General features: G+C 60.9%; 15 protein-coding genes. 5 read left to right on the top strand and 10 right to left on the bottom strand.

What is annotated here, in order from left to right; translation table 11 throughout:
- The first annotated feature begins 13 nt into the window (after nt 1-13).
- The 3 genes from J3P86_RS26375 (at nt 14) to J3P86_RS26365 (ending at nt 4,225) form a co-directional block, all read left to right on the top strand.
- On the top strand, nt 14-892 hold the full coding sequence (locus tag J3P86_RS26375) for an alpha/beta fold hydrolase (protein WP_434699143.1): 879 nt from the start codon (nt 14-16) through the stop codon (nt 890-892).
- A gap of 43 nt (nt 893-935) precedes the next feature.
- Entirely contained in the window at nt 936-1,748 is an 813-nt protein-coding gene (locus J3P86_RS26370) for an alpha/beta fold hydrolase (RefSeq protein WP_434699142.1), read from the top strand.
- A 284-nt stretch (nt 1,749-2,032) separates the two neighbouring features.
- A complete protein-coding gene (locus tag J3P86_RS26365; protein ID WP_434699141.1) occupies nt 2,033-4,225 on the top strand; it encodes a TonB-dependent receptor in 2,193 nt (730 codons plus the stop codon).
- A 170-nt stretch (nt 4,226-4,395) separates the two neighbouring features.
- Here J3P86_RS26365 and J3P86_RS26360 read toward each other — a convergent pair whose 3' ends face one another.
- Nucleotides 4,396-5,280 (bottom strand): alpha/beta fold hydrolase, encoded by an 885-nt coding sequence (locus tag J3P86_RS26360; protein WP_434699140.1) that lies wholly within the window; start codon nt 5,278-5,280, stop codon nt 4,396-4,398.
- Nucleotides 5,281-5,368: 88 nt separating this feature from the next.
- On the opposite strand from J3P86_RS26360, the gene J3P86_RS26355 reads away from it, so the two are divergent.
- Complete coding sequence (locus J3P86_RS26355) at nt 5,369-6,142, top strand: helix-turn-helix domain-containing protein (RefSeq protein WP_434699139.1); 774 nt, start codon at nt 5,369-5,371, stop codon at nt 6,140-6,142.
- Between the two features lie 224 nt (nt 6,143-6,366).
- On the opposite strand, the gene J3P86_RS26350 is transcribed toward J3P86_RS26355, so the two are convergent.
- From J3P86_RS26350 to J3P86_RS26330, 5 genes are read right to left on the bottom strand one after another with little or no spacing between them, the layout of a single operon-like run.
- Nucleotides 6,367-7,002: an SCO family protein gene (locus tag J3P86_RS26350; RefSeq protein WP_434699138.1), complete on the bottom strand. Its 636-nt coding sequence runs from the start codon at nt 7,000-7,002 to the stop codon at nt 6,367-6,369.
- Complete coding sequence (cyoE, locus tag J3P86_RS26345; protein WP_434654640.1) at nt 6,999-7,898, bottom strand: heme o synthase; 900 nt, start codon at nt 7,896-7,898, stop codon at nt 6,999-7,001. Before cyoE ends, J3P86_RS26350 begins: the two co-directional genes overlap by 4 nt.
- The gene (locus J3P86_RS26340; RefSeq protein ID WP_434627022.1) at nt 7,886-8,965 is read right to left on the bottom strand and encodes a COX15/CtaA family protein; all 1,080 of its coding nucleotides are present in this window, start codon (nt 8,963-8,965) and stop codon (nt 7,886-7,888) included. Before J3P86_RS26340 ends, cyoE begins: the two co-directional genes overlap by 13 nt.
- Nucleotides 8,966-8,975: 10 nt before the next feature.
- Nucleotides 8,976-9,569, bottom strand: coding sequence for a hypothetical protein (locus tag J3P86_RS26335; protein WP_434570817.1), 594 nt, complete (start codon nt 9,567-9,569; stop codon nt 8,976-8,978).
- Complete coding sequence (locus tag J3P86_RS26330) at nt 9,535-10,272, bottom strand: SURF1 family protein (protein ID WP_434699137.1); 738 nt, start codon at nt 10,270-10,272, stop codon at nt 9,535-9,537. Before J3P86_RS26330 ends, J3P86_RS26335 begins: the two co-directional genes overlap by 35 nt.
- A 70-nt stretch (nt 10,273-10,342) precedes the next feature.
- Here J3P86_RS26330 and J3P86_RS26325 point away from each other — a divergent pair, with 70 nt between their 5' ends.
- Nucleotides 10,343-10,546: a twin transmembrane helix small protein gene (locus J3P86_RS26325; protein ID WP_305497823.1), complete on the top strand. Its 204-nt coding sequence runs from the start codon at nt 10,343-10,345 to the stop codon at nt 10,544-10,546.
- A gap of 24 nt (nt 10,547-10,570) precedes the next feature.
- On the opposite strand, the gene J3P86_RS26320 is transcribed toward J3P86_RS26325, so the two are convergent.
- The 4 genes from J3P86_RS26320 to coxB form a co-directional block, all read right to left on the bottom strand.
- Nucleotides 10,571-11,458, bottom strand: a complete 888-nt coding sequence (locus J3P86_RS26320) for a cytochrome c oxidase subunit 3 (protein ID WP_305497825.1) — start codon at nt 11,456-11,458, stop codon at nt 10,571-10,573.
- A 24-nt stretch (nt 11,459-11,482) separates the two neighbouring features.
- The gene (locus J3P86_RS26315; protein WP_434673134.1) at nt 11,483-12,034 is read right to left on the bottom strand and encodes a cytochrome c oxidase assembly protein; all 552 of its coding nucleotides are present in this window, start codon (nt 12,032-12,034) and stop codon (nt 11,483-11,485) included.
- 121 nt (nt 12,035-12,155) lie between these two features.
- Nucleotides 12,156-13,748, bottom strand: coding sequence for a cytochrome c oxidase subunit I (gene ctaD / locus J3P86_RS26310; RefSeq protein ID WP_305497829.1), 1,593 nt, complete (start codon nt 13,746-13,748; stop codon nt 12,156-12,158).
- Nucleotides 13,749-13,830: 82 nt separating this feature from the next.
- Complete coding sequence (gene coxB / locus J3P86_RS26305; RefSeq protein ID WP_305497831.1) at nt 13,831-14,958, bottom strand: cytochrome c oxidase subunit II; 1,128 nt, start codon at nt 14,956-14,958, stop codon at nt 13,831-13,833.
- Nucleotides 14,959-15,029: the final 71 nt, after the last annotated feature.

The raw sequence follows: 15,029 nt of genomic DNA, 5'->3' as shown, positions 1-15,029 counted from the left end.
AGGAGATCTTGCGATGAATACCCAGTCCCAACGCGCTCAAGCAGCCAACCCAGCCCAGGCCGGCAGCTATATCACCACCCAGGACGGCGTACAGCTGTATTACAAGGACTGGGGTCCGAAAGATGGGCCAGTCGTCACCTTCAGCCATGGCTGGCCGCTGAATTCGGATAGCTGGGAATCGCAGATGCTGTTCCTGGCGGACCAAGGCTATCGGGTAATCGCCCACGACCGCCGCGGCCATGGCCGTTCCAGCCAGTCGTGGGAAGGCAACGACATGGATCACTATGCCGATGACCTGGCCGCTGTGATCAACGCCCTGGACCTTAACGACGTGACCCTGGTGGGTTTCTCGACCGGTGGTGGCGAAATCACCCGCTACATCGGCCGCCACGGCACCGACCGGGTGAAGAAGGCCGCCCTGATCAGCGCCGTTCCGCCGATGATGCTCCAGACCGAAGACTACCCAGGCGGCTTGCCGATCGAGGTGTTCGACGGCCTGCGCAGGGCCTCGCTGGACAACCGCTCACAGCTGTATCGCGACATTGCGTCTGGGCCGTTCTTCGGCTTCAACCGCGACGGGGCGAAAGTCTCCCAAGGGCTGATCGATTCGTTCTGGGTGCAGGGCATGCAAGCGGGCCACAAAAACACCTATGACTGCATCGCAGCGTTCTCGGCGACAGACTTCCGCGCCGACCTGGCCAGGTTCGACGTGCCGACACTGATCGTGCATGGCGACGATGACCAGATCGTCCCGATTGACGCCTCCGCCCATGCCGCCGCCGAGCTGGTGCAGAACGCCGAGTTGATCGTCTATCCGGGTGCGCCGCACGGCCTGACCGACACCCACAAGGACCGCCTAAACCAGGATCTGTTGGACTTCCTGGCCAAGTGAACCCATCGCTGCGGCGTCACCCCTCTAATCAATGAAAAAAGGAATGATCATGCTCACTATCAAATCGCTGTTGGCCGTCACCATCACCGCTGCGCTGGCACTCACATCCGTCCAAAGCGCAACCGCCGCGCAATCCGACGCCGCCAAGCCCACCATCGTGCTGGTGCATGGCGCATTCGCCGAATCGTCCAGCTGGAATGGCGTTGCCGCCCAGTTGCTGACCCAGGGTTTTTCGGTCGTTGCAGCGGCCAACCCGCTGCGCGGCTTGAAGCAGGACGCCGATTACGTCGCCGATATCGTCGAGCAAACCGCCGGCCCGGTGATCCTGGTGGGTCACTCCTACGGCGGCGCCGTGATCACTAACGCCGTGCACAACAACCCCAAGGTCAAGGCCCTTGTCTACGTCGCGGCCTTCGCGCCGGACAAAGGCGAAACCGCCATCGAACTGTCCGGTCGCTACCCTGGCGGCACCCTCGGCCCGACCTTGGCTGCTCCGGTGCAGTTGGACGACGGCAATAAGGATCTCTACATCCAGCAGGACAAATTCGGCCAGCAGTTTGCCGCCGACGTCGCAGCGGCTGATTCCGCCCTGATGGCCGCGACACAACGCCCAATCAGCGAGGCTGCATTGAAGGAAGCGTCTGGCGACCCGGCCTGGAAAAAACTGCCGTCCTGGTTCATCTACGGCTCGGCGGACAAGAACATCCCCGAGGCCGCCCTGAAGTTCATGGCCGAACGCGCGGGCTCGAAAAAGACCGTCACCGTTCAAGGGGCGTCCCATGTGGTGATGACGTCCAATCCGGAGAAAGTTGCGGAGCTGATCGTTGAGGCGGCGCAGGCCAGTTCCAGAGGGTGATCACCTAAAGCGGGCCTTCGAGAAGAACCGAAAACCCGGCGCAAAACGTCGGGTTTTTTTCGTTGGGGAAATCCAGGCAAACCGCATTGTCCGGGTTTTGCGGCCGCTGCGCCCGAGACGTCGGACCGGCCAAGCGGGAGCAAGCTCCCTTGCCACGGAGGTGACGCTGACCAAACGGCTTTCCCTACGGTTATGGCGACGTGTCCATCGGTTATAGATAATCCATCTGCGAATCATTAGCATTAGTGGCATCGGATTCCCGTTTCCCCGCAGGTACTCACCCCATGCTGTTCCCATCTCGCCTTACATTGCTCGCCGCGTGCTGCTCAGTCAGTTTTCTTGTCCAGGCCGCAGAACCTATTGAATTGGGAGTGACCGATGTTACTGCCGATGGGATCAAAGCCAATTCCAACACGCTGCCAGCGCCCTTTGCGGGCGGTCAGGTGGCGAGGGGAGGCCAGATGGGGGTGTTGGGAAATCAGGACAATATGGATGTCCCGTTCGTGATGACGAGTTACACCTCGCAGCTGATTGAAGATCAACAAGCCGAAGACGTCGGTGATGTGCTGCTCAATGATCCGTCGGTGCGTCAGTCCTATGGGTTTGGTAACCAGTCCCAAGTGTTTGTGATTCGAGGCTTGCCGCTTAGCGGCGACGACATTTCCTACAACGGGCTGTATGGCGTTTTACCGCGCCAGATTCTGTCGACGGATGCGATCGAGCGTGTCGAGGTGTTCAAGGGCCCCAACGCGTTTATCAACGGTGTCAGTCCGACGGGCTCGGGACTTGGCGGCGGCGTCAACTTGCAGCCCAAACGTGCGGAGGATGTCCCGACTCGTCGTTATACGCAGGACATCAGCACCGATGGCCGCGTTGGCGAGCATTTGGATATCGGGCAGCGATTCGGCGAGGATAACCGCTTTGGCGCCAGGTTGAACCTGAGCCAGCGCGAAGGTGAAACAGCGATCGACGACCAGGATCAGCGCACCAAGTTGTTCGTTGCGGGCTTGGACTATCGGGGTGATGACTTCCGCGTTTCCACCGACTTCGGCTATCAGAAACAGCGTATCAATGGACTGCGCAATTCGGTGAACATCGGCAACGCCACCCACATTCCCACGGCTCCGCACGCTAGCCACAATTATGGGCAGGACTGGACTTACTCCGAAACCGAAGACACCTTCGGCATGGTCCGTGGCGATTGGGATCTGAACGAAAACTGGACCGCCTACCTGGCTGGCGGTGTAAAACACACCCGAGAAACCGGGGTCTACGCCACACCGACATTGGTCGGCAATAACGGCGTAGCGACGATCGGTGGCTCGGAAATTCCGCACAACGAAGACAATACCTCGTTCAGTGGCGGGTTGAACGGGCGCTTTGACACGGGCCCTGTTTCCCATCAGGTGGCGATCGGCGGCTCGACGATCTGGACCGAGCAGGAAAACGCCTACACGTTCTATCGTCCTGTTACCGGCAACAGCAATCTCTACGACACCCCGAAGCTTCCCAAACCGACGGCGGTGTCCAGCACCGGCGGTGAAATGGGTGATCCCGGGGTGACTGGCAAAACCCGCAACCGTAGCCTGGCGATTTCCGACACGTTGGGCTTGTTCGATGACAAATTGCTGGTCACTTATGGTGTCCGTCGTCAGCAGTTGCGTGTCGAAAACTACAAGTACGATGGCACCACCTCAAACGGTGCCGCCAACGCAGCAAACGATGGCAGCCGTAGCTCGCTCTACGATGAAGCCGTTACCACGCCTGTCTACGGCATCGTCTACAAGCCTGTGGAAAGCGTGTCGCTCTACGCCAACCGAATCGAAGGCCTTGCAAAAGGGCCGGTGGCGTCCGGTACAGGCATCACCAACCTGGGCCAAGCCTTCCCTCCTGGCCGCACCAAACAGTTGGAAGCGGGCATCAAGCTGGACATGCAAACCTTCGGTGCCAACGTGGGGGTTTTCCGCATCGAGAAACCTTCCGATGGTTACGTCGACAACGCGCAGAACCTCTATGTGCGTGATGGTGAGCAGGTCAACAAGGGGCTGGAAATCAGCGTTTTCGGCGAGCCTATCGAAGGCCTCCGCTTGATGGCCGGCGGCACCCGCATGACGTCCGAACTCAAGAAAACCGCGGGTGGTCGCAACGATGGCAATCACCCCATTGGCGTGCCTACGTTCCAGCTCAATGCCAGCGTGGATTGGGATGTCCCGGGTATCGAAGGCGCCGCGCTCAGCGCCAGGATGCTGCGCACTGGCGGGCAATACGCGGATCAGGCCAACAACCTGAGCTTGCCCACCTGGAACCGTTTCGACGCTGGCGCACGTTATAAAATGAAGGTCGCGGAGAAAGACCTGACGTTGCGCGTCAATGTGGAAAACATTACCGACAAGAACTACTGGGCTTCGGCAAACGGCGGCTACCTCTCGCAGGGTGATCCGCGGTTGGTGAAGTTCTCGGGAACTATCGATTTCTAGTTTTGCAAAGGGGGACTGCAACTTGCGTCCCCTTATTGCTATAAAATCGCGAGCAAGCTTTGCTCCCACAGGTTTGGGATTTAACTGACCGGCATTCACCGCTCCCCCTTCAGCAAGACGAAATGATTTGAATCCAATCCGCCCGTTGTAGAGAATCGCCACCTTTTCCCCTACTCCTGCTTTGCCAGCAGAAAGACCTTGAGGTGTTGAATCACCTGCTCTGGTTGGTCTTCATGAACATACAACTTGGCCTTGTCGATGCTGATAAAGCCGGTAAGGTTGGCAAAGCTCCGGCTCATCTCAATGGCATACGGCTCAGGGAAGGTATCGTCCTGCCGCCCCCAGATCAGCAAGGTCTGTGCCTCGATCTGGCCATGAAGGCGGCTCAAGGCATCGAGCTGCGGCCAATCAAGCACTGCGATAAAGGCGCACCGGGCTTGCTCCATGCTCTGCGCGGACTGGATCAGCGGCGCGATAAAGCGCCGATGAAAGCTGCCGAGCAAGTGCTGGTGATCGTAGAGCGTTCCGCCAAACCCCCGCTTCGAACACAGATAGGCAGCACTTCTTAGCTGGATGCGAGCAAGCGCGCCGTATCCCGGTAACCAACGCGCCAGTTGTTTGTACAGACGCTGGTTGGGTGCGCGATGCCCAGGTATTTCGCTATTGAGCAGAATCAACTTGGCCACGCGGCCGGCGTCCCAAAGTGCAAGGTAGCGGGCGGCGATACCGCCGCTGTCATTACCCAACAGGCTATAGCCCTGCGCAATGCCCAAGGCCGCAAGTAAACCCTGGAGCAAACGCGCCTGGCCGGCGGGGCTCAGATCATGTTCTGTTGACCAGGCTGTCATGCCTGCGCCAGGGAGATCCGGCACAATGCAACGAAAGCCTGAGGCAAGCGCATCGACCAACGGCGCAAAGGTATCGCCATTAAGTGGCCAGCCGTGCAGCATCAGCAGTACCGGACCTGTTCCATAGTCGCGATAACCAAAACGCAGCCCTTCGATACTGATGAATTGATGCGGCGCGGCAAGAAAGCCGCTGGCGTATGCATTCATTGTGCTGCCTCAAGTGCTGTGGAGTTTCGGCCAATGTAGTGGCAGACAGGGCGAGCGACTTGTAAGAACCAACTGACTTGAGGACGCCGTGCAGAGTTTTTTGATCCTGGGCAATCAGCTCACCCTGTATGTCGGGCCGCTACCCGACATCAGCCTCCATCGACATAGCGCCAGCGCTCTATGCCTCGGGTTACAGGCGCCGATTCAGGCACGGGGCACCGACGCAAGCCCATGGCAGCGTTACGATCAGTTATTCGTGCCAGCAGGTGTCGCGCATGCTTTGGCGTTTGCCGGGCAACCTGTGGCGGTGTTGTTCTTTGAGAAACAGAGCCGCCTCTACCAGCAGTTGCTGCTGCGTTACAACCTATCTACCGAGCACTTGAGCGATCCCGGGCCGAGCGCTGGCAACTGGCTGACGGAACTCAAAGGGTTGACGGGCCGCGATGTGCAGGAAGGCGAAGCCCTTCTCGGGCAAATCGCCATGCGCTTGCTGCCCGATACGGGCGAGTCGAACCACGCAGACCCACGGGTACTCAAGGTGCTGGATGCGATGCAGGCGCAGCCCCAGCGCAATTTCACCACCCAGGAACTGTCGGCCCTCGTTTGTCTGTCGCCAAGCCGCCTTTCTGCACTGTTCAACCAGGCCATGGGGCTGCCGCTGAGGCGCTACCGGGTGTGGCTGCGTCTGCGCGCGCTGGTCAGTTTTGTCAGCCAGGGGCTATCGCTCACCGAAGCCGCGCAGATGGCGGGGTTCAGCGACTCAGCCCACTTCAGCAACAGTTGCCGCAAGCTACTGGGGGTCAAGCCGACCGACGTGCTTGCTGGCGATGATCTACGCATCCTCTTTTCCAATCGCCTGTGAACAGCCTTTATGATCCTCGCTACACATTGCGTCGATCTCAAAGCCACCATCAAGAACAGAGTCAGGGCGACCTGGCGCAGAGCAGCTTTTGTGGCGAGGGAGCTTGCTCCCGCTGGCCTGCGCAGCAGGCCCCTGCATTTCTTCAGGCAAACCGTATCGTCCGGTCTTGCGGCTGCTGCGCAACCGAGCGGGAGCAAGCTCCCTCGCCACAGGTCTTGCATCGTTTATTTGTGTTTCAGCATCTCCGGCAACTGCGCCACCAACTTCTGATTATTCAACGGCGCACGAATAAACCCGCGTTGGGTGCCGTCCGGGCCGATGACGGCGAGATTGCCGCTGTGGTCGACGGTGTAGTTGGGCTTGCTGGTGTCCGCCGGGATGAACGGGATGCTTACCGCGTTGGCGAGTTTTTGCAGGTCTTGTACCGAGGCGGCGGTCAGGCCGATGAACTGCGGGTCGAAGTAACCCAGGTATTGCTTGAGTTGCTTGGGCGTGTCGCGGTTCGGGTCGACGCTCACCAGCACGATCTGCAACTTGGCCACCGCCTCGGGCGGCAGCTCGCTCTTGATCTGGCGCAGCTGGGCGAGGGTGGTCGGGCAGATGTCCGGGCAGAAGGTGTAGCCGAAGAACAGCAGGCTCCATTTGTCTTTCAGCTCGTTCATCGTCAATGGTTGGCCGTCCTGGTCGGTCATTTTCACGTCCGGCAGGTTGCGGCTTTGCGGCAGCAGGATGATGCCAGCGTCAATCAGTGCGGTCGGGTCGCCCTGGCCTTTGCCGGACAGCACTTTATTGATGGTCAGGCCGAGAATCAGTGCGATCACGGCCACGAGGATGAAGACGGTTTTCTGGGTTCGGGTCATAGGCTCAACAGTAAGTAGTGATCTACAAGCAGGGCGATGAACAGCAGGAACAAGTACCAGATAGAGTACTTGAACGTGTTGATCGCCGCGTGCGGCCGACTGCCACGGTACAGCACCACGGCCCATTGCAGGAACCTGGCGCCCAGTACAAGCGCGCACGCCAGGTACAGCAATCCGCTCATCTGGATCACGAACGGCATCAGGCTGACCGCCAGCAGCACCAGGGTGTACAGCAGGATATGGATCTTGGTGTAGTGCTCGCCGTGGGTCACCGGCAGCATCGGGATATCAGCCTTGGCGTATTCCTCCTTGCGATGGATCGCCAGGGCCCAGAAATGCGGTGGGGTCCAGGCGAAGATGATCAACACCAGCAGCAACGGTTCGGCGCTGACGTGACCGGTGGCCGCGACCCAGCCCAGCAACGGTGGCGCCGCGCCGGCGAGGCCGCCAATGACGATATTCTGAGGTGTGGCGCGCTTGAGAAACCCGGTGTAGATCACCGCGTAGCCGAGCAGCGAGGCCAGGGTCAGCCAGGCGGTCAGCGGATTGGTGAACACCAGCAGCAGTGCCTGACCGGCCAGCGCCAGTGCCAGGGCGAACGTCAGCGCGGCGGCCGGCGAGACCCGGCCCTCGGCCAATGGCCGCTTGTGAGTGCGCGCCATCACTGCGTCGATACGCCGATCCACCACGTGGTTGACCGCCGCCGCGCCACCGGCGCACAGCGCAATCCCCAGATTGCCGAACACCAGCACCGTCCAGGGCACTCCGGCACGGGTCGCGAGGAACATGCCGACCAGCGAGGTGATCAGCATCAATACCACCACCTTGGGTTTGGTCAGCTCCAGGTAATCGCGCCAGATCGCCTGGCTGTGGCGTGTACCGGTCAGGGTTGCCATGGCATCTCTCCTTTGATCGTGATGGGGCCGACGCCGTGTTCAGGCGGATTGAAGCGCCAGCGCAGCGGGACCTGATGCCGTACCCGGACCAGGCTGGTCCGGGCGTGGTAGTTGACCAGCACCAGGCTCAGCAACAGCGCGGCGCCCCCAGCGTTATGGGCCACCGCCACCGGCAGCGGCAGATGAAACACGACGTTGCTTATACCCAGGGTAATTTGCGCTGCGAGTGCGGCGAGGACCAGTCCCGCCAGTCGGGTCATGCCCACAGTCTTGAGCTGCCAGGCCAGCCCCAGCAGCACCACCGTCACCAGCAAGGCGCCGATGCGGTGGGTTACATGGATGGCGGTGCGGGCGTCGCTGTCCAGTTGCCCACCGAGGTAATTCGGGCCGATGTGCTGGGTCAGGTGGAAGCCATTGGCGAAATCGGCGGGCGGCATCCATTGGCCGTGGCAGGTAGGAAAGTCGATACAGGCCACCGCGGCGTAATTGGAGCTGACCCAACCGCCCAGGGCGATCTGGCCGATCACCAGCAACAGCCCAGCCGTGGCCCAGTGTTGCAGGCGCTTGGGCACGGTCAGCGCCGGCAACACGCCGGACAATCTCAACGTGAGCAAAAACAGCAGGCTCAACGTCGCGAACCCGCCCAGCAAATGCCCGGTGACCACCTGCGGCCAGAGCTTGAGCGTGACGGTCCACATGCCGAACGCCGCTTGGGCGAACACCACCGCCAGCAGGAACAGCGGCAGTTTTAATGGCAGGCCGGGGTGGCGGCGGTTCGTCCAGGCGCGGGCGGCCAGCGCGGCAATCATCAGTGCCAACGCACCGGCGAAATAGCGATGGACCATTTCGTTCCAGCCTTTATGGGCTTCCACCGGGGTGTCGGGAAAATGCAACTCGGCATGGGCCAGTTGGGCTTCGCCCTTGGGCACGCTGATGAAACCGTAGCAACCGGGCCAATCGGGGCAACCGAGGCCGGCGTGAGTCAGGCGGGTGTAGGCGCCCAACAGTACGACAATCAATGCCAGCAACGTGGCAAACAGCGCGAGGCGAAATCCAGGCTTGGCCATGTCGATGCCCTTATCCGATGTTGGACAATTTCAGCAGGTGGCGCAGGTCGTTGAGCAGGTCTTTGCCCTTGACCCGGGCGTCGTAGCGCAGCACCAGGTTGCTGTGGGGGTCGATGATCCACAACTGGGCGCCGCCGGAGCCCTGGGCGCCTTTCTGATAGGCCGGCAGGTCCAGCGGATAACGTTGTAGTTGCGGATATTCGCGCTGCAGTTGGGCGTCGTATTCCGCCTCCAGCGGTTGCGCTATCGCCAGGGCATGGCTGGCGCGGCCGGCCTCGCGGCCCAGGCCGATCTGCACCTGCCGGGCCAGGTACACCAATTGCCGGCAATCCACCGAACACTCCTGCGGCGCCGTTACCAGGATCTGCCAGCGCTGCTCATCGGCCTGCACGCCGATGTCCGCGCGGGACTGGCCGTTGCCGATCAACTCGCCGTGATAGCTGCGACTGTCCGGAACCCAGAACTGGAACTTGTACATGCCGGTGGCGAGGATCATCGGGCCGACCACGCCCAGCACAATCAACAGCAATTGCACGCGTCCCTTGCGCCGGCTGCGTGCGTCGGGCGCGTCAGACATGTTGGTTGGATTCATGGTGCTTCCCATGGTGTCTCCCTGCGTTGTGCCATCCGAGATAAAGGAAAAGGCCGAACAGCGCCGCCGCCATGGCGAACCACTGCACGGCATAACCAAGGTGTTTTTCCGGGCCCATGGCAACCACCGGCCAATCGGTCCGGTAGGCGCCAGGGCCGCTTTGTTGTCTCAATTCGTAGGCGAAGCCGCCGCGGCCCAGTTCGGCCCAGAGCTTCTGCGGTTCGATAGCGGTGACCAGCCGCGGCCACGGGGCGCTGGCCGGGTCGGCGTGCAGTTGGAACGTGGCGCCGGGCGCGACGTAGACCCAGGCTTGCAGGTCGATGGGTTGCTCCGGCGTGCTGAAGACTGGCGAAGTACGGCGATCAGGCCAGGGCAGCCAGCCGCGATTGACCAGCAGCCACAGCCCGCTGGCGTGGTCGAGGAACGGTTGCAGCAGTTCGACGCCGACCTTGCCGTCGTGCTGGCGGTTATCCAGCAGCAGGCTGTGTTCGGCGTCGAACTGGCCGTGCAGGCTGACGAGACGAAAGGCCGGATCCGCTGTTTGCGAAAGCTCCACGCTGTCCATCGGCTTGGCCACGCGACGCTCGGCGTAGGTGTCCATGAGCAGGCTTTTCTGCTCGCCCCGGCTCAATTGCCAGAACCCCAGGCACACCATCACCGGCACCAGCACGGCCACCACCAGCGACGGCACGAGGCCCGGCCGGAAGCCTTTCATGGCGCCGGCCGAAAGCTGTAGAACGGGATAGCTATACTCACGTGCATCGCGTTCCCCCGGAGTGTTCCTGATGCTAAAAGCAGCCATCGTCCTGATGCTGATCGCCACGATTGCCAGCCTGTTCAGCGGCTTGTTTTTTCTGGTCAAGGACGACAGCAATTCCAATCGCCTGGTCATCGCCCTGGCGATTCGCGTCAGCCTGGCCGTCGTCACCGTCGGCTTGATCGCCTGGGGTTTCTTCAGCGGCCAGTTGGTGTCCCATGCTCCTTGGTAAAGAGCCGCCCTGGTAACGGTTGCCTCAAAGTATGTAGACGAAGAAGAACAAGCCGATCCACACCACATCGACGAAGTGCCAATACCAGCTCGCGGCCTCGAAGCCGAACTGATGCTCGTTGTCGAAATGCCCGCGCATGATGCGCATCAGCATCACGAACAGAATGATCGTGCCGATGGTGACGTGGGCGCCGTGGAAGCCGGTGAGCATGAAGAACGTCGCGCCATAGATCCCCGAGCCCAGGGTCAGGCCCAGTTCCTTGTAGGCGTGGATGTATTCCTCGGCCTGGAAACCCAGGAAGGCGCAACCCAGCAGCACGGTGATCGCCAGCCAGATTTTCAGCGCGCCGCGATGACCTTTCTTCAGGGCATGGTGGGCGATGGTGACGGTGACGCTGGAGCTGACCAGCAGGATCGTGTTGAGCAGCGGCAAGCCCCACGGGCTGATGACGTCCTTGGGCGCCGGAAAGAGTTTCGGATCGGGGTTGTTCAGCAATGGCCAGACGTATTCGAAATTTGGCCAGAGCATTTCCGACAGGCCCTTGCTGCCTTCGCCGGCCAAGCCGGGCGCCGACACCACGCGCACATAGAACAGCGCGCCGAAGAAGGCGACGAAGAACATCACCTCGGAAAAAATGAACCAGCTCATGCCCCAGCGGAATGAGCGATCGAGCTGCGCACTGTATAGCCCGGCGCGGCTTTCCTTGATGACCGCGCCAAACCAGCCGAACAGCATGTAGGCCAGCAGCAGGCCACCGACGAAAAAGATCAGCGGGCCGTGGGAATCCGGACGCGCCGCTTTCAGGTCGTTGAACCAGGTCGCCAGGCCATACACCGTGACGAACATCCCGACCGTGGCGATGATCGGCCATTTGCTCTGGGCCGGAACGTAATAGTGCTCATGAGTTGCCATTTATTGTTCTCCTTATCGGGCACGCTATCGGTCAGTGTTTACAGCCACCGGTGGATGACGAGCGGTGATATCGAACAGCGTGTAGGACAGCGTCAGGTGCTTCACTTCCTTGGGCATGTCCCGGTCGACGATGAAGCGCATGGGCATTTCGATGCGTTCGCCGGGTTGCAGCACTTGCTGGGTAAAACAGAAACATTCGGTCTTGTGGAAATACGCCGCGGCGTTGCTCGGCGAAATGCTCGGCACCGCCTGGGCGCTCATCGGCCGATCGGTGGGGTTATGGGCAATGAACACCATCTCGTTGACCGCTCCTGGCTTGACCACCAATTGATCGCCCTTGGGGTAGAAGTCCCAGACCATGTCCACCGAGTTGGTCGACAAGAACTGCACCCGGACCTGCCGCGACTCATCAACGGTTTGCTCGCCCGTGTACTGCCCGCCGGTTTTGCCGTTGATGCCGAACGCCTTGCACATCACGTCGTAGATCGGCACCAGGGCAAACCCGAAGGCAAACATGGCCACCACCACCAGCAACAGGCGGGTGACCAGTTTTTTCAGCGAGATCGAGTCAGCCATGGCTTGGAGCCCTCACACATGACCCTGTGGGAGCGAGCTTGCTCGCGATGGCAGCGACTCGGTGTATCAGACACACCGCTATCGCGAGCAAGCTCGCTCCCACATTGGCCCTCGGTGTCATCTATTTCACTTCCGGCGGCGTGGTGAAGGTGTGATATGGCGCCGGCGACGGCACGCTCCATTCCAGCCCTTCGGCGCCATCCCACGGCTTGGCCGGTGCCGGCTCACCGCCACGGATGGTCTTGATCACGATGAACAGGAAGAAAATCTGCGTGGTGCCGAACATGAACGCGCCGATGGACGAGACCATGTTGAAATCGGCGAACTGCAGGTTGTAGTCGGGAATCCGCCGGGGCATGCCCGCCAGGCCGACGAAGTGCATCGGGAAGAACGCCATGTTCATGCCGATGAACGAGAGCCAGAAGTGCAGCTTGCCGAGGGTTTCGTCGTACATGTGGCCGGTCCATTTCGGCAGCCAGTAGTAGGCCGAGGCGAAAATCCCGAAGATCGCACCCGGCACCAGCACGTAGTGGAAATGCGCGACCACGAAGTAGGTGTCCTGGTACTGGAAGTCCGCCGGCGCGATAGCCAGCATCAGCCCGGAGAAACCGCCGATGGAAAACAGGATCACGAACGCCACGGCAAACAGCATCGGTGTCTCGAAGGTCAGCGAGCCTTGCCACATGGTGCTCGCCCAGTTGAACACCTTCACCCCGGTGGGCACGGCGATCAGCAGGGTGGCGTACATGAAGAACAGTTCGCCCACCAGCGGGATGCCGACCACGAACATGTGGTGCGCCCAGACGATGAACGAGAGGAAGGCAATGGCCGCCGTGGCGTAGACCATCGAGGTGTAGCCGAACAGCGGCTTGCGCGAGAATGCCGGGATGATCGAGCTGACGGCACCGAAGGCCGGCAGGATCATGATGTACACCTCAGGGTGGCCGAAGAACCAGAACACATGCTGGAACAGCACCGGGTCACCGCCACCGGCGGCGTTGAAGAAGCTGGTGCCGAAGTGGATGTCCATCAGCATCATCGTCACGCAGCCGGCCAGCACCGGCATCACCGCAATCAGCAGGAAAGCGGTGATCAGCCAGGTCCAGACGAACAGCGGCATCTTCATCAGCGTCATGCCGGGGGCGCGCAGGTTGAGGATGGTGGCGACCACGTTGATCGCGCCCATGATCGAGCTGATGCCCATCAGGTGGATGGCAAAGATGAAGAACGTCACGCTTTCCGGCGCATAGGTGGTGGACAGCGGCGCGTAGAAGGTCCAGCCGAAGTTCGGCCCGCCGCCCGGTGTGAACAGGGTGGAGACCAGCATCAGGAACGCCGCCGGCAACAGCCAGAAACTGAAGTTGTTCATCCGCGGCAGGGCCATGTCCGGCGCGCCGATCATCAGCGGGACCATCCAGTTGGCGAGGCCGACGAAGGCCGGCATCACCGCGCCGAAGACCATCACCAGGCCATGCATGGTGGTCATCTGGTTGAAAAATTCCGGCTGCACGATCTGCAGGCCGGGCTGGAACAGCTCGGCGCGGATCACCATGGCGAACGAGCCGCCCAGCAGGAACATGGAGAACGCGAACCACAGGTACAGCGTGCCGATGTCCTTGTGGTTGGTGGTCAGTACCCAGCGCATCAGGCCCTTGGCGGGGCCGTGGGCGTGGTCGGCGCCGGCATGACCGTGGTCATCGATCACAGCACTCATGTCCTGTCTCCTTCGAACGAATGGGCTGGTCGGCGCGGGGCAACGAGCCCCGACCGGTTGCGGGAACAGACGTCAGGGCGGCTCATTGGCTTTCTGCCTGTTTGAGTTCCAGCACTTCTTTAGGCGTAACCATGTCGCCCTTGTTGTTGCCCCAGGCGTTACGCTCATAGGTCACGACCGCGGCGATATCGACTTCCGATAGCTGTTTGCCGAACGCGGCCATGGAGGTGCCGGGCTTGCCGTGGAAGACAATGTTCAAGTGATCCTTGATTGGCCCGGTGGCGATTTTCGAACCCTTGAGCGCCGGGAACATCGGCGGCAGGCCCTGGCCTTCGGCCTGGTGACAGGCCACGCAAGTGGTGTGGTAGACCTTGTCGCCGCGTTCCTTCAGTTCTTCCAGGGTCCATTCCTTGCTGGTCAGCTCTTTGAGCTGGGCGGCTTCGGCCTTGCGTTCGCCCAGCCATTTTTCGTAGTCGGGCTTGCTCTTGACCTCGACCACGATCGGCATGAAACCATGGTCCTTGCCGCACAGCTCGGCGCACTGGCCGCGATAAATGCCGGGCTTGTCGACGCGGGTCCAGGCTTCGTTGACGAACCCCGGAATGGCGTCGCGTTTGACGGCGAAGGCCGGCACCCACCACGAGTGGATCACGTCGGCGGAGGTCACCAGGAAGCGCACCTTGGCGTCGACCGGCAGCACCAGCGGCTTGTCGACTTCAAGCAGGTAGTGTTCGCCCTTGGTGCTCTGGTTGTGGATCTGTTCGGCAGGCGTGGCCAGGTTGCTGAAGAACTCGACGTCCTGGCCCAGGTATTTGTAGTGCCACTTCCATTGGTAGCCGGTGACCTGGACGTCGATCTCCGACTCGCTGGAATCGTACATCTTGATCAGCGTGGCGGTGGCAGGAACCGCCATGGCCACCAGTATCAGGAAGGGCACGATGGTCCAGAGGATTTCCACGCGGGTGTTTTCGTGGAAGTGGGCGGCGTTCTGCCCGGTTGAGCGGCGGTGCATCATCATCGACCAGAACATGGCGCCGAAGACGATGATGCCAATGACCACACAGATCCAGAAGATGGTCATGTGCAGGTCGAACACTGCGTTGCTGATCTGTGTCGCTCCAGGCGCCATATTCACAGTCCAGGCCGCTTGCGCCTGGCTGAAAATCGACCACAACAGGAGGCCCATCCATACGTGTGGATGTCGCGTCATTGCGGGTTCCCCTTATCGTTCTTGTTATCCCGTAGGCGTAACGCCTGCGGCAAGGGATCGGCATTCCAGAC

It is taken from the genome of Pseudomonas sp. D1-1 (assembly GCF_051132225.1).
GTDB lineage: Bacteria > Pseudomonadota > Gammaproteobacteria > Pseudomonadales > Pseudomonadaceae > Aquipseudomonas.
Note: the sequence above shows the minus strand (reverse complement) of the source record. Positions and strands in the feature narration are given on the sequence as shown.